Source organism: Paenarthrobacter sp., assembly GCF_031180005.1.
In the GTDB taxonomy this organism is placed as follows: Bacteria; Actinomycetota; Actinomycetes; order Actinomycetales; family Micrococcaceae; genus Arthrobacter.
Genome location: NZ_JAPSHI010000001.1, coordinates 291,491 through 304,822, shown reverse-complemented (window position 1 = coordinate 304,822; position 13,332 = coordinate 291,491). Strand labels below are relative to the sequence as shown.

Here is a 13,332-nt window from a genome sequence, read left to right as displayed (position 1 = left end):
CCAGCCGCTACACATGTCGATGAGACACAATGGGGCTATGTCAAACATTTTTGGTGCTCCCAAAGCCGTTGAGGAATCCCGCAGTGTCCCCCAAGGTGACACCGTAGGCTCGTACACCTCGTATTTGGATGCCCAGAAGGCGGTGGACTACCTCGCAGACCAGCAGTTCCCTGTACAGCTGGTGTCGATCGTGGGCAACGACCTCAAAATGGTGGAGCGGGTAACAGGCCGCCTGAGCTACCCGAGGGTGGCCTTGTCCGGTGCCCTGAGCGGCATGTGGTTCGGCCTGTTCGTCGGCGTCATGCTGTCCTTCTTTACTCCCGCCGGGGGGCCGTTCTCCATCATCACATCTGTACTCATGGGCGCGGCCTTCTTCATGCTGTTCGGCATCGTCACCTATGCCATGCAGCGCGGGAAGCGTGACTTCACCTCAACCAGCCAGGTGGTGGCTACCAACTACGACGTCATCGTCTCTGTGGAGGCAGCCCATGAGGCCCGGCGTTTGCTCCACCAACTGCCCATGAACCCGTCGCAGGCAGCCGCGCCGCAGGCAAACTACAACCAGCCGAATGCGCCATTCCAGCAGCCTGGCCAAGCTCCTGAGCGGCCTGCTACCTGGAACGACCCCTACGGCCAGCGTGGCCCCGAGGCCAATGGTTCAACGGCTCCGGAGGGGCAGACCGCAGCTGCACCGGTGAACCAGCCGGCTCCGGCTCCTACCCCGACCCCGGCAGCTGTGCGTTACCCGGACCTCCCGGACGGTCGCCCGCAGTACGGTGTACGGGTTACCGACAGTCAGAACCCGGCACGGGACGCGCCGCAGGAAGACGGCGAGCAGTCCAGCGCCGAGGGTTCGTCCAAGCAGTAGTCGCCTCTGCAACACACAAGGGAGGGCCACCGGATCTCCGGTGGCCCTCCCTTGTGTGTTGGCTCGACTCCGTGTGTTAACTAAAAGGCCTGCGCTTAGCGCTGGGCTTCCGGGTAGATGCCGGCCATCCAGGACTCGACGTCCTCGGCCTTGCGCGGCAACGCTGCGCTGAGGTTGAGGGGACCGTCTGAGGTCATGAGGATGTCGTCTTCGATGCGGACGCCGATCCCGCGGTACTCCTCGGGGATGGCGAGGTCTTCATTCTTGAAGTAAAGCCCCGGTTCGATGGTGAAGACCATGCCCTCGGTGAGGATTCCATCGAGGTACAGCTCGCGCTTTGCCTGGGCGCAGTCGTGGACGTCGAGGCCAAGGTGGTGGCTGGTGCCGTGCGGCATCCAGCGGCGGTGCTGCTGGCCCTCGGGGCTGATGGCTTCCTCCACGGACACAGGCAGCAGGCCCCATTCGGCGAGGCGTTCGGCCAGGACCGTGGTCGCAGCGGTGTGGATGTCCCGGAACCTCACGCCCGGCTGGGCAGCAGCAAAACCGGCATCGGCGGCGTCGAGCACGGCCTCATAGACTTTGCGCTGGACATCGGTGAACGTACCCGTGGCCGGCAGTGTGCGGGTGATGTCAGCTGTGTAGAGGGAATCTGCCTCCACACCGGCGTCGAGGAGCAGGAGCTCGCCGGCGTTGACAGTTCCGGAGTTGCGGTTCCAGTGAAGCACGGTGGCGTTGTTGCCTGACGCGGCTATGGTGTCGTAACCGAGTTCGTTGCCTTCCTCGCGGGCGCGGGCAAAGAAGGCGCCCTCAACTACACGTTCGCCGCGTTTGTGGGTCAGTGCGCGGGGGAGGGCCCGGACCACGTCGGCGAACCCTTCCACGGTTGCCGCCACAGCGATCCTCATCTGCTCGATTTCCCACTCGTCCTTGAGGAGGCGCAGCTCGGACAATGCTTCGCTGAGCTTCTCGTCCAGGGCGTCGAGTTCGCCGAGGTCCAGGTTTTCGGGGTCTTTTGCCGTGTTGTAACGGGCGGTGTCCACCAGCGCATCAATGTTCTCGTCCACCTTGCGGACCAGGCGAATGGAGATACCGCCGATTTCCGGTGCGCCCACATTCTTGGTGATGGCCAGCTCGAGCTCGGAGATGTGCGCGGTGGGGAGGCCGAGGCGGGCTTCGAATTCGGCCAGTGTGGGACGCGCGCCGATCCAGAACTCGCCAGCGCGCGAGTCGGCGTAGAACTGCTCAGTATCTCTTCCGGCCAGCGGACGGAAGTAGAGGGTGGCAGTGTGGTGACCGCCGTCGTCGCCCTTTCCTTCAGCAACAGGCTCAAGGATCAGCACTGCATCGGGCTCGTGGTCGAGGCCCAGGCCAGTGAGGTGGGCGAATCCGGAGTGGGGGCGGAAACGGTAGTCGCAGTCGTTGGAACGGACCTTCAATGGACCTGCCGGGATGACGAGCCGTTCGCCCTTGAACAGTTCGGAAACAGTACGACGGCGGCGGGCAGCGTGGTCTGCAACGGCGTCGCGCGCGGGGGTCACCTGCGGGGCGGGCGCCCAGTTGCTGGCCATGAATGCCTTGAAGGCATCGGATGTGGGCCGTTGCGAGCGGTTGTTGACACGCTCTTGCAATGGCTGGGAGGACGAGTTCTGGGTGTTTTCGGCATCGTTCACCGTTACATCGTCCCACCAGTTACGTGAGGAGGCCAACGGCGCAGCGCTCCAAGCAGGCCGGCATCCCATAGGCTGGGCAAGTGAGGATAGACCTGCATGCGCACTCAAATGTTTCCGACGGAACCGAGACACCGGCCGGCGTGATCATCTCCGCCGTCTCGGCCGGCTTGGACGCCGTGGCGTTGACTGATCACGATTCGACGGACGGCTGGGAATCAGCCGCCGCGGCTGCCCGGGAACATGGCATTGCCTTCGTTCCTGGAATCGAGATTTCCTGCCGGACCGAGCAGGGAATCAGTGTCCACCTGCTGAGTTACCTCCATGACCCCGCCCATGCGGGTTTGCTGGAGGAAATCACCAAGTCCAAGGATGCCCGACTCACCCGTGCCGAGCACATGGTGACGTTGTTGTCCGAGGATTATCCGTTGACCTGGGATGACGTCATCCACCATGTAGCTCCCGGTGCGACGGTGGGCCGCCCGCACATCGCTGATGCCTTGGTCGCGGCTGGCGTTGTCGCGGATCGCACGGAGGCCTTCACTTCCATCCTCACTTCGCATTCTCGGTACTTCGTGCAGCACTATGCGCCCAACCCGGCAGTCGCCGTCGAGCTTGTCCGCGCGGCCGGCGGCGTTCCGGTTTTCGCCCATCCTGTGGCCTCGTCGAGAGGACGTATCGTGGGGGAGCAGACATACCGGGACATGATCGATGCCGGACTGCTGGGACTTGAGGTTGAACACCGCGACAACCCGGAGGAGGGCCGCACATTCCTCCGGGGCCTGGCCGCCGAACACGGTTTGCTCATGACGGGGTCTTCCGACTACCACGGAGCCGGCAAGCCCAACCTGTTGGGCGAAAACACTACGTCGCCCGAGGTCTTGTCACGAATTGAGGAGTTGGCAACAGGCAGCAGGGTCATCCGCTGATGGATCTTCAACTGCTTGCCTCCGTGATCGTCACGCTGTTCGTGATCATGGATCCACCGGGTACCGTCCCGATTTTCATGTCACTGACGGCGCAGATGTCGGCCAAGGACCGGAACCGTTCCGCGTTCCAGGCTCTTTTGGTGGCCACCGGCGTGATCGTAGTGTTCGCGATCTTTGGTCAGTCCATCTTGAACTACATGCACATCTCGCTGGCGGCCTTGCAGGGCGCCGGCGGTCTGCTCCTGGTGCTCATTGCGCTGCAGCTGCTGACGGGGTCCACCAGCGGCGAAGAGAACGCTGCCAAATACAAAAACGTGGCGTTCGTGCCTCTGGGAACGCCGCTTATGGCCGGGCCCGGGGCGATCGTAGCCGTCATGGTGTTCGTGCAGCAGTCGAGCCAGCTCTCGGAGTACCTGGCCGTCGGGCTGGGCATTGCCGTGGTGCTGGGCTCCCTTTACCTTGCGATGCGCTTCGCCGGCGTCGTGCAGCGGGTGCTTGGCGAAAATGGAGTGGAGCTGGTCACCAGGATCGCCGGCCTCCTTCTGTCAGCTATTGCGGTCCAGATGATCGCGGACGCCGTTCAGGCCTTCGTGAAGGGAGCTGCCTGATCCAGGCTGGTGACCGGTAGAGACCCGCTCTGATGGAAATCTGCCTTGCTGCCCAGCCGTTTCCGCATGACGGCAATGGCCTGTTCGTTCTGGTCTACGCACACAAAGTTGCGGCCCAGTTTCGAGGCAACCGCGCCGAGGGTCCCTGAACCAGCAAAGAAATCAAGGCACCAATCGCCCTCACGGCTCGATGCAGAGACAATCCTGCGAATCAGGCCTTCCGGTTTTTGAGTTGGGTAGCCGGTCTTCTCGCGGCCCGTGGGCGAAACGATGGTATGCCACCAGACGTCCGTTGGCAGCTTGCCGAGCTCGCGTTTGGCCGGAGTGACCAGTCCGGGGGCCATATACGGTTCCCGGTCCACTTCGGCGTTGTCGAAGTGATACTTGGTGGGGTTCTTGACGTACACCAGGATGTTGTCGTGCTTGGTGGGCCAGCGGTTCTTGGCGCGGGCGCCGTAATCGTAGGCCCAGATGATCTCGTTCAGGAAGCATTCCCTGCCGAAGATCGAGTCCAGCATCACTTTGGCGTAGTGGACTTCCCGGTAATCCAAATGCAGGTACAGGGTGCCGTCGTCGGCCAGAAGTCGCCAGGCTTCCACGAGCTTGGGTTCCAGGAAGGACCAGTAGTCACTGAAAGCGTCGTCGTAGCTGTGCAGGGCGCCCTTGATGGTGTCGTAGGAGCGGCCCTTGAAGCCGACGCGGTCGCCGTCGCCGTCCGCGTTGCGGACCATGCGGGTTTCCTGGCGGCGTTGGACTCTGCCCGTGTTGAAGGGCGGGTCCACGTAGATGAGTGTGAAGGCGCCGTCCGGCAGCGTAGGGAGGAATTCCGCGTTGTCCGCGTGCACCACCAAGTTGCCGCCGTCCGGCGCCCAAACAGATTCAGTCATTGAGGTTTTTAGGCCTCAGTGCTGCCGGACTGGGCAGCTGCGGTCTCACCGGACACCACTTCGCCATTGCGACGACGAGTGCGGGTCCGACGCGTACGTGACGGCTTCTCCGCATTGTCCGCGGTGGCTATGCGGGTTTCCGAAGCGCCGGCAGCGGGGGCTGCCTCGCCATCAGAAGTACGACGGCGGCGCGTACGGTTGCGACCACCCTCGCCCTTGGATTCACTGGACTCGGCGTCACCGGACCTGCCGGAGCGGCCACGGCCGCCGTCTCGGCCACCATCGCGCTTGCCGTCTCGTCCGCCATCGCGGCCTGAACCGCCGGAGCGGGCGTTTTTCTTGCCGGTCTCGCCCAAGTCCTCAAGGACCTCGGCGTCGACGCCCGCGAGGATGCGCTTGTTGCGTGGCAGGCGGCCCTTGGTGCCCTCGGGGATGTCGAGATCAGAGTACAGGTGCGGCGAGGAGGAGTACGTTTCTACGGGCTCGGGAACGCTGAGTCCCAGGGCCTTGTTGATCAGGCCCCAGCGAGGCATGTCGTCCCAGTCAACAAACGTGACTGCGGTGCCTTTGTTTCCTGCGCGGCCTGTGCGGCCAACACGGTGCAGGTAAATCTTTTCGTCTTCCACGCACTGGTAGTTGATCACGTGGGTGACGTCATCGACGTCGATGCCGCGGGCAGCGACGTCGGTTGCCACCAGTACGTCAACCTTGTTGTTGCGGAACGCGCGGAGCGCCTGCTCGCGGGCGCCCTGGCCAAGGTCGCCGTGAATGGCTGCAGCTGCGAAGCCGCGGTCTACGAGTTCCTCGGCAACCTTTGCGGCGGTGCGCTTGGTCTTGGTGAAGATGATGGTGCGGCCGCGTCCGCGGGCCTGCAGGATGCGGGCCACAACCTCGGTCTTGTCCATGCTGTGTGCACGGTAGATGAGCTGGCGGATGTCGCGCTTGGTGAGGCCTTCATCATTCGGGTCAGCTGCCCGGATGTGGGTGGGCTGCGTCATGTAGCGCCGGGCCATCGCGATGACGGGGCCGGGCATCGTTGCCGAGAAGAGGAGCGTCTGCCGCACGGCGGGGGTGCCTGCGATCAGCGTCTCGACGTCGGGGAGGAAGCCGAGGTCCAGCATTTCGTCGGCTTCGTCCAGGATGACCATCTTGACGTTTTTGAGGCTCAGGTGCTTCTGCTTGTACAGATCGATCAAGCGGCCAGGTGTGCCGACTACGATTTCGACACCCTTCTGCAGGGCATCGATCTGAGGCTCATAAGCGCGGCCTCCATAAATGGTGGCGATGCGGGCATTGCGCTTGCGTGATGCGGCCTGGAGATCGTTGGCAACCTGGACGGCGAGTTCACGCGTGGGGACGATGACCAAGGCCTGCGGTGCGCCCGGGACGGCGAGTTTGGCGTAGCCGGCATCGTCCCGGCCTGCGACACGCTGGAGGGCGGGGATGCCGAAGCCCAGAGTTTTTCCGGTACCCGTCTTGGCCTGGCCAATGATGTCGTGGCCGCTCAGGGCGACGGGCAGGGTCATGGCCTGGATGGGGAAGGGGTGCGTTATCCCGGCGTCGGCCAGGGACTCAACGATGTCGGCGCGGACGTTAAAGTCAGCGAACGACTTTTCTTCGATCTCGTGGGGCGCCTCATCAGAGATGATCGTTTCCTCGGGCTCGATTGATTCGGTTCCGGTGGAGTCCGTCAGGACTTCGTGGGTATGCAATTCACTCACAGGGAGTTTCCTTATTCATTTGGGCATTGGCGCTGCATGCTCAACGGCGGCGGCGGAGCCGTACCGGAGCACGAACGGGCGCGCAAGCAAGTCCAGTGGAAGCCGATCGCGGGCTATCTAAGTACTGGCACTGGTGACCAGTTGGTACATCTCAAGATCGCGTAGGGGCGGGCTTGTTGAGTTCAAAAATTAACTGAATCAACGACCGGGCATCCATTACTACAACCCCAGTCTATCCTCTGAGGGCCGGAAAGCCCGGATCGCCGGATGTACGGCTTCAAGGCAGCAACTGGAACCTGATCTCGCGGCTGGCGATATCAGCCTTCAGAAGCCGCACCCGAACCTTGGTTCCGGACTCCATTTCTCCGTCGCACCGGGCCGTAACAGCGGGGTCTGCGATTTGCACGACGCCAAACGGTCCGTTGCCGTTTCCGTTGCCGTTTCCGTTGCCTCTGGCGGCTCCGTTGGAGGGCTTGGACCCGGAAATAACCACAGCCTCGAATTCCTGGCCGATGTGGTTGGCCACCAGCGCCGCTTCCACGGTGTCCAGTGCCGCCCGCTCGAGTCGTCCGGCCAACTGATCCGAGGCTGCCATGATCTCGGGCAACGACGGTAGGGCCTCACGAGCCCACGCCGGAATGTCGTGGTTATTGCTGAGGGCTTCGCAGATCACCAGGACAAAGCGATCGATGAGGCGCCGCAAAGGTGCCGTGGTGTGGGCATAGGGAGCCCCGATAGCTGCTTGGATGACATTGGCCGGAACATCACCGTCAAAGGGCGTGTAGCCGGCACCGCGGAACAACGTGCCGGCCGAATGCAGGATGGCAAGTTGTTTGGGATCGGATGCATCCAAGGTCCGCAAGTATTCGCCGTAGCTGACTTGTCCGTCCCAAGGTTTGCCGAGGGCAGTTGTTTGCCGCTTGAAATGGAGTAGTGACCGATCATCAGGTGCGGGCATGGTGCGCAAGATGCCCACTTTTCCATCGAGCATCATCCGCGCGGCGGCCATGCCTGTCATGAGGGAGATCTGCGCGTTCCAGTCCTCAATCGGCAGGGAGGGCGCCGCCGCGATTCTGTACCCGCCGCCGTCGGTCGCTTGGACTATTTCCTGTTCCGGCATATTGAGGCTCGCGCCGCCCCGCTGCCGTTCCAGTTCGACGCGCTTCAGTCCCACTTCTTTGAGGAGCTGAAGAACGGGTGGGGCTGTTCCGTCGTCGATCTGTTGTTGCGCGCCCTTGTAGCTCAGTTTGGCCCTGCTGCGCACAGTCGCGCGGGCAACGGTGACAGCCAGAACTTCAGCTTCCGCGTCCAGGTCGAAATCCCAGACGAAAGCACTGCAGTCCTGGCCGGCCAGCAGGCTTCCGGCGTTCTCACTGATGACCTCCGGATGCAGTGGGATTCGGCCATCAGGAGCGTAGAACGTCTGCCCGCGTTGACGCGTTTCGGCATCAAGTGCGCCGCCGGGAGCCACAAAAGACGGCACATCGGCGATGGCATAAAGGACCTTGTATCCGGCACCGGTCCGTTCAATGAAGAGGGCTTGGTCCAGGTCGGTGGACGTCGCGGGGTCGATGGTCACGAAAGGAATGTCCCGCAGGTCCTGGGCCGGCAACTCAAGGGCCTCCACCGCTTCCTGCGCCTCCTCCACCGCTTCTGCTGGGTATTCGCCGGGGAGTTCCAGCTCCGTCCTCAAAGCAGCAAGGGCCGCAGCAAGCTGGTCCGACGAGTCGTCGACGTTGGGCGCAATCCGATGATGTGACACGAAAATCAGGTTAGCCCGAATTGGGCCGATAGTCTTGGATCATGGGCACTTCCCCGGACGCCGCAGCCTACGCCGGACAACTCTCCACGGAGTTGCTCGGAGCCATGGCGTACGGCGAGCTGTCCGCCTTTGGGCGGCTATCCCTGGACTCCCGCCACGCGCCCACGCTTCATGACAGGTCCGTGCTCGCTAAGATCGCAGTAGGGGCCTATGGCAACTTTGCCGTCCTCAACAACCGGTTGTCGGAGATGGGCCTGGATCCGGAACAGGCCATGCTGCCGTTTCAGCGCTCCTTCGATCACTTCCACGAGCGCACCAAGCCGGGGGACTGGTTCGAATCCGTGATGAAGGCCTATGTCATCGATACTGTGTCATCAGATTTCTATAGAGCCGTTTCCATGTTCCTCGACCCAACAACGCAGCATTTCGTTGAGCGCGTTGCCTCCCCCGATCAGGCCACGGAAGTCCTTCGCGTCCTGCTCAGGCGGGCCTTGGCAGATGACCCGCGCCTCGCTTCGCGATTAGCGCTGTGGGGCCGCCGTTTGGTGGGAGAAGCGTTGACGCAGGCGCAGCGTGTCGGCATGGAACATCCCCTGCTGGGACCAATACTGAAAAACGGCGGGGACGCGCGTGCCGCGGTGAAAACGCTGACGACGGAGCTCGCCGATAAGCACGCCCGCCGGATGACCGGCCTCGGGCTGACCGCCTAGCCCGCGGATCGCACGCACGTCCGCCTTTCCCTAGACGGTATCCAAAGCTTCCAGCAGCGACTTGGCTGCCGCCGTCGGGTCCGTTGCCGCTGTGATGGCACGGACCACCACGATCCGGCTGGCGCCCGCTTTCACAACTTGCTCAACGTTACTGAGATCGATGCCGCCAATGGCGAACCAAGGAAGGGTCACGCCGTCTGAACGCTTGACCGCTTCTGCGGCATATGTGACCAAGTCCAAACCAACCGCAGCGCGGCCTGGTTTGGTGGGTGTTGCCCACACCGGGCCCACACAAAAATAATCCAGTCCCAAGGGCCCTTGGGAGGTGGCCACGGCTGCATCGATTTGTTCCGTTGTGTGAGTGGAGAGGCCGATGCCGGTGACGTTCGGCAGAAGGGTCCGGGCGGCCGTCAGGGGCAGGTCCTTTTGCCCGATGTGGAACACGGGGGCCCCGGAAATACTGGCAACATCGGCCCGGTCATTCACAGCCCACAGCCGGCCGTGCCGTTGTGCGACGCTCCGCAGGACGGCCAACATCTCCAGTTCTTCGGCAGCTTCCAGAGTCTTGTCGCGGAGTTGGATGATGTCCACGCCGCCCTCGAAAGCAGCGTCGACGAAGTCCTCAAAATCGCCCTGCTCCTTACGGGCATCTGTGCACAGGTAGAGGCGGGCGGAGGCAAGAGCGTCAGGCTGAGTCATGGGAACCAGAGTAGTTCCTCTAAACTGGGCACGTACTGCGGGAGCCGCGACATTCGTCATATGACTGTCCGGCTGAGAGGGCTTCAGCGCCGACCGCTTGACCTGATCCGGCTAGTACCGGCGTAGGGAAGGAAACGAATGGCAGATCCCCGCCATACCCCTCTTCATGCAGACGTTGCAGTCATTGGTGGCGGCGTCATCGGCCTCGGCATCGCCCACGAAGCCCGGCGATTGGGCCGATCAGTTGCGCTGATCGACCCCGCACCTGCTTCGGGCGCCTCCTTCGCAGCGGCCGGCATGCTTGCACCCGTCAGCGAACTCCATTACCAAGAAGAAGACCTTCTTGACTTAATGCTTGAGTCTTCCCAGCTATGGCCCTCCTTTGTGGACGGCCTGGATCAAAGTGCAGGGGACAGCGGATACCGCACGACGCCGACCCTTGCCGTGGGTGCCGATGCAGCCGACCGCCGGGCGCTCGCAGACCTGAGGTCGGTACAGCTTGCGGCCGGTTTGGGCGTCGAACCTCTCGCCCTGCGGGGTGCGAGGCAACGGGAGCCGCTCCTCAGCCCGCAGATTTCCTGCGCATTCGACATACCGGCCGACCACCAAGTCGATCCGAGGAAACTGGCGGCATGCCTCTTGGCAGGACTGGCAAGCCATTCGCCAAGCGACAGTTCCTGGGTGCCGGGAGTCGACGACGGATTCGCCATTGCTTCCCGGGCGCGCGGTTTGCTGTGGGAAGGCGGGCGGGTCGCAGGAGTGGACCTTGAGTCAGGAGCCGCCGTCCTCGCCGGAGAGACCGTGGTAGCCAACGGGCTGGGGGCGTCCCAACTTACCGGTCTCCCTGATGGCCTCAAACTTCCGGTAAGGCCGGTCTACGGGGACATCCTCCGGCTTCGCGTCCCTGATCACCTGCGGCCCTTGGTCACATCAACGATTCGCGGGATGGTCCGTGGGATGCCTGTCTACATCGTCCCCCGGGACGACGGAACTGTGGTGATTGGAGCCACGCAACGCGAAGATGGGTTGTCAGCGCCTTCCAATGCGGTATCAGCCGGTGGCGTTTACCAATTGCTGAGGGACGCCCAAGTATTGGTCCCCGCAGTGGCTGAACTGGAACTCCTTGAAGCAACCGCCCGCGCCCGCCCCGGAACACCGGACAACGCTCCACTGCTCGGACGGGTCGGTGCTTCCGATGGCGACGTCGAGGGCCTGGTGATCGCAACAGGATTCTTCCGCCACGGAGTCCTCCTGACTCCCGTGGCCGCCAAGATCGTCGGAGAACTCATTGTTAGTGGCTCGGCGGACCCCCGATGGGTCCCCTTTATGCCCCATCGTTTCGCGAGCAACGCCCCTGTTGCCCGAGCACTCACGCCAGCAGCACGAACCACTACCAAGGAAACAGCATGAACATTAAAGTGAACGGAACCGACCACGCAGTCTCTGATGACGCGTCCGTCAGTACCCTCGTTACCGCCGTCACCGGTCGCGCCTTGGACCCTCGCGGACAGGCGGCCGACGGCGGCAAGCTGGGAGTCGCCGTCGCACGCAATTCCGAGGTGGTGCCGCGCAGCCAATGGGCCGTGACGGCGCTCGCCGACGGAGATGAACTCGAACTTGTAACAGCAGTCCAGGGAGGCTAATCATGACAACAGCAAACGTTGACGTCCACACCACTGACGTTCGCACCGACGCGCTGGTGATCGACGGCGTCGAATTCGGTTCCCGCCTCATCATGGGGACCGGAGGCGCGCCGAGCCTCGACGGCTTGGGATCAGCGCTCCTCGCTTCGGGGACGGAGCTCACCACAGTGGCGATGCGCCGCTATTCGCCCGCCGAAACAGGCTCGCTGTTCCAGCTCTTGGTGGACCATAACATCCGCGTGCTGCCCAATACTGCCGGTTGTTTCACGGCCAAGGACGCTGTGATGACAGCTGAACTGGCTAGGGAAGCACTTGAGACCGATTGGGTGAAGCTGGAAGTCATCGCAGACGAACACACGCTCCTTCCCGACGCCGTGGAATTGGTGGATGCAACCGAACAACTTGTAAACCGCGGCTTCAAGGTTTTCGCCTACACCAATGACGATCCCGTGCTTGCGCTCAGGCTCGAGAATCTGGGTGCAACAGCCGTCATGCCCTTGGGATCGCCCATCGGAACCGGCCTTGGCATCCTGAACCCGCACAACATTGAGCTCATCGTGTCCCGGGCCTCCGTACCCGTGGTCCTCGACGCGGGGATCGGAACAGCCTCCGATGCTGCCCTCGCCATGGAACTGGGGTGCGACGCCGTCCTGCTTGCCACCGCCGTAACGCGGGCGCAAAACCCCGTGCAGATGGGCGAGGCCTTCAAACACGCTGTGATCGCCGGTAGGCTGGCCAAGCAGGCGGGCCGGATTCCACGGCGGGAGCACGCGCTCGCATCCTCGGCGATGGAGGGCCGGGCAGAGTTCCTCTGATGAAGGAGCAGTCATGGCAGGCACGGAAGACCAACTGACCGAAGCAGCCATCAACGATGCCCTCAGGGCCCTTCCAGACTGGAAGTATTTAGATGGTCTGGTGACGGTTTATAAAACCTCGACGGCGGCGGACGCGCTTGCGTTGATTGCCACGGTTGGACAGATCGCCGAGGAACAAAATCATCATCCGGATCTGGAGTGGCGCTACAACAGGGTCTTTGTTCGCTACGTATCCCACGATGCGGGCGGCCAGGTGACGAAACGTGACGTTGCCGCTGCCACCGCTGTCAGCGAAGCGGCCGCAAGGATGCATGCAGCCGCCCAGCCGGACCGGTATCCGGCGTCATGAACCGCCCAGATGGCAGTAACACCAATCCCAAGCTCGACCATTGGTGTTACTTGACCATTGGTGTTAACTGCCATCTCGCGGGCTTAAAGCGTTAGAGCCGCAGGGCCTTGGTGAGCGCCACAGTATCGTGCTTCGTCCGGCTCCGGCCCAGAAAGAGCACCACAGCAACCGCCGCGGCAGTCCCGAGCACCATCGGCAGGACCCACGGAATCCACGTTGCGCCCGGCTGGTAACCCAATCCGGCGCTGATGAACGCGATCCAGCTCAGGGTGCCGACAGCTGCTGAGACGCCGGCCGGCAGTGCAATTCCGTATTTGCCGTGCCGCTTGTCGTTGGCCCACACGATGAATCCGGTGGCAATGGTGGCCAAAACCACCACGACGAGAGAAAGCATGAAAACTCCTTAGCGGACGACGGGACGCGGGGATTGGGCTAGAGGGCGCCGAAGCCTACGCGGCGAACTTCCTCGGCGCCGATCTCCACATAGCCCAAGACGTTGCCGGGAACGATGATCTGGCGGCCCTTCTCGTCCGTTAGGCGAAGTTCGGAGCCCTTGGTCACGGCCTCGGCCACGATCTTGGCAACCGCGTCGGCATCCAAAGCGGATTCGAGCACGATCTCACGGCCAACGTTCTGAATGCCGATCTTTACTTCCACAGCAAGGCCTCCAAGCC

General features: G+C 62.7%; 15 protein-coding genes and 1 riboswitch. Of the genes, 8 read left to right on the top strand and 7 right to left on the bottom strand.

Annotated elements, in window-relative coordinates; all coding sequences use genetic code 11:
* Positions 1-37: 37 nt before the first annotated feature.
* Entirely contained in the window at positions 38-868 is an 831-nt protein-coding gene (locus tag RIF72_RS01360; RefSeq protein ID WP_309073102.1) for a general stress protein, read from the top strand.
* 95 nt (positions 869-963) lie between these two features.
* Here RIF72_RS01360 and RIF72_RS01355 read toward each other — a convergent pair whose 3' ends face one another.
* Positions 964-2,538, bottom strand: a complete 1,575-nt coding sequence (locus tag RIF72_RS01355; RefSeq protein ID WP_309073101.1) for an aminopeptidase P family protein — start codon at positions 2,536-2,538, stop codon at positions 964-966.
* A gap of 80 nt (positions 2,539-2,618) precedes the next feature.
* Here RIF72_RS01355 and RIF72_RS01350 point away from each other — a divergent pair, with 80 nt between their 5' ends.
* Together RIF72_RS01350 and RIF72_RS01345 are read left to right on the top strand one after the other, a co-directional pair.
* Complete coding sequence (locus tag RIF72_RS01350) at positions 2,619-3,464, top strand: PHP domain-containing protein (RefSeq protein ID WP_309073100.1); 846 nt, start codon at positions 2,619-2,621, stop codon at positions 3,462-3,464.
* The gene (locus tag RIF72_RS01345) at positions 3,464-4,072 is read left to right on the top strand and encodes a MarC family protein (RefSeq protein ID WP_091468732.1); all 609 of its coding nucleotides are present in this window, start codon (positions 3,464-3,466) and stop codon (positions 4,070-4,072) included. Before RIF72_RS01350 ends, RIF72_RS01345 begins: the two co-directional genes overlap by 1 nt.
* Here the strand turns inward: RIF72_RS01345 and RIF72_RS01340 are convergent.
* The 3 genes from RIF72_RS01340 to RIF72_RS01330 all read right to left on the bottom strand — a co-directional run bounded on the left by RIF72_RS01340 (position 4,045) and on the right by RIF72_RS01330 (position 8,442).
* Positions 4,045-4,959, bottom strand: a complete 915-nt coding sequence (locus RIF72_RS01340; RefSeq protein WP_309073099.1) for a DNA methyltransferase — start codon at positions 4,957-4,959, stop codon at positions 4,045-4,047. The genes RIF72_RS01345 and RIF72_RS01340 overlap by 28 nt on opposite strands.
* An 8-nt stretch (positions 4,960-4,967) precedes the next feature.
* Positions 4,968-6,680 carry a DEAD/DEAH box helicase gene (locus RIF72_RS01335; RefSeq protein WP_309073098.1) on the bottom strand — a complete coding sequence of 571 codons (1,713 nt, stop codon included), beginning with the start codon at positions 6,678-6,680 and terminating at the stop codon, positions 4,968-4,970.
* A 277-nt stretch (positions 6,681-6,957) separates the two neighbouring features.
* Positions 6,958-8,442, bottom strand: coding sequence for an RNB domain-containing ribonuclease (locus tag RIF72_RS01330; RefSeq protein ID WP_309073097.1), 1,485 nt, complete (start codon positions 8,440-8,442; stop codon positions 6,958-6,960).
* Between the two features lie 41 nt (positions 8,443-8,483).
* Here RIF72_RS01330 and RIF72_RS01325 point away from each other — a divergent pair, with 41 nt between their 5' ends.
* Entirely contained in the window at positions 8,484-9,152 is a 669-nt protein-coding gene (locus tag RIF72_RS01325; RefSeq protein WP_309073096.1) for a ferritin-like fold-containing protein, read from the top strand.
* Positions 9,153-9,182: 30 nt separating this feature from the next.
* Here RIF72_RS01325 and thiE read toward each other — a convergent pair whose 3' ends face one another.
* A complete protein-coding gene (gene thiE / locus RIF72_RS01320; protein ID WP_309073095.1) occupies positions 9,183-9,851 on the bottom strand; it encodes a thiamine phosphate synthase in 669 nt (222 codons plus the stop codon).
* A gap of 27 nt (positions 9,852-9,878) precedes the next feature.
* A riboswitch (TPP riboswitch) is annotated at positions 9,879-9,997 on the top strand.
* On the opposite strand from thiE, the gene thiO reads away from it, so the two are divergent.
* The 4 genes from thiO to RIF72_RS01300 all read left to right on the top strand — a co-directional run bounded on the left by thiO (position 9,990) and on the right by RIF72_RS01300 (position 12,658).
* A complete protein-coding gene (gene thiO, locus RIF72_RS01315; RefSeq protein WP_309073094.1) occupies positions 9,990-11,261 on the top strand; it encodes a glycine oxidase ThiO in 1,272 nt (423 codons plus the stop codon). Its footprint overlaps the riboswitch before it by 8 nt.
* Entirely contained in the window at positions 11,258-11,494 is a 237-nt protein-coding gene (gene thiS, locus RIF72_RS01310; RefSeq protein WP_017198595.1) for a sulfur carrier protein ThiS, read from the top strand. The genes thiO and thiS overlap by 4 nt, the downstream gene beginning before the upstream one ends.
* A gap of 2 nt (positions 11,495-11,496) precedes the next feature.
* Positions 11,497-12,309, top strand: a complete 813-nt coding sequence (locus tag RIF72_RS01305) for a thiazole synthase (protein ID WP_309073093.1) — start codon at positions 11,497-11,499, stop codon at positions 12,307-12,309.
* 13 nt (positions 12,310-12,322) lie between these two features.
* Positions 12,323-12,658, top strand: a complete 336-nt coding sequence (locus RIF72_RS01300; protein WP_309073092.1) for a 4a-hydroxytetrahydrobiopterin dehydratase — start codon at positions 12,323-12,325, stop codon at positions 12,656-12,658.
* Positions 12,659-12,749: 91 nt separating this feature from the next.
* Here the strand turns inward: RIF72_RS01300 and RIF72_RS01295 are convergent, their stop codons facing one another.
* On the bottom strand, positions 12,750-13,052 hold the full coding sequence (locus RIF72_RS01295) for a hypothetical protein (RefSeq protein ID WP_309073091.1): 303 nt from the start codon (positions 13,050-13,052) through the stop codon (positions 12,750-12,752).
* Between the two features lie 38 nt (positions 13,053-13,090).
* Positions 13,091-13,315 (bottom strand): DUF3107 domain-containing protein, encoded by a 225-nt coding sequence (locus RIF72_RS01290; RefSeq protein WP_011775412.1) that lies wholly within the window; start codon positions 13,313-13,315, stop codon positions 13,091-13,093.
* Positions 13,316-13,332: the final 17 nt, after the last annotated feature.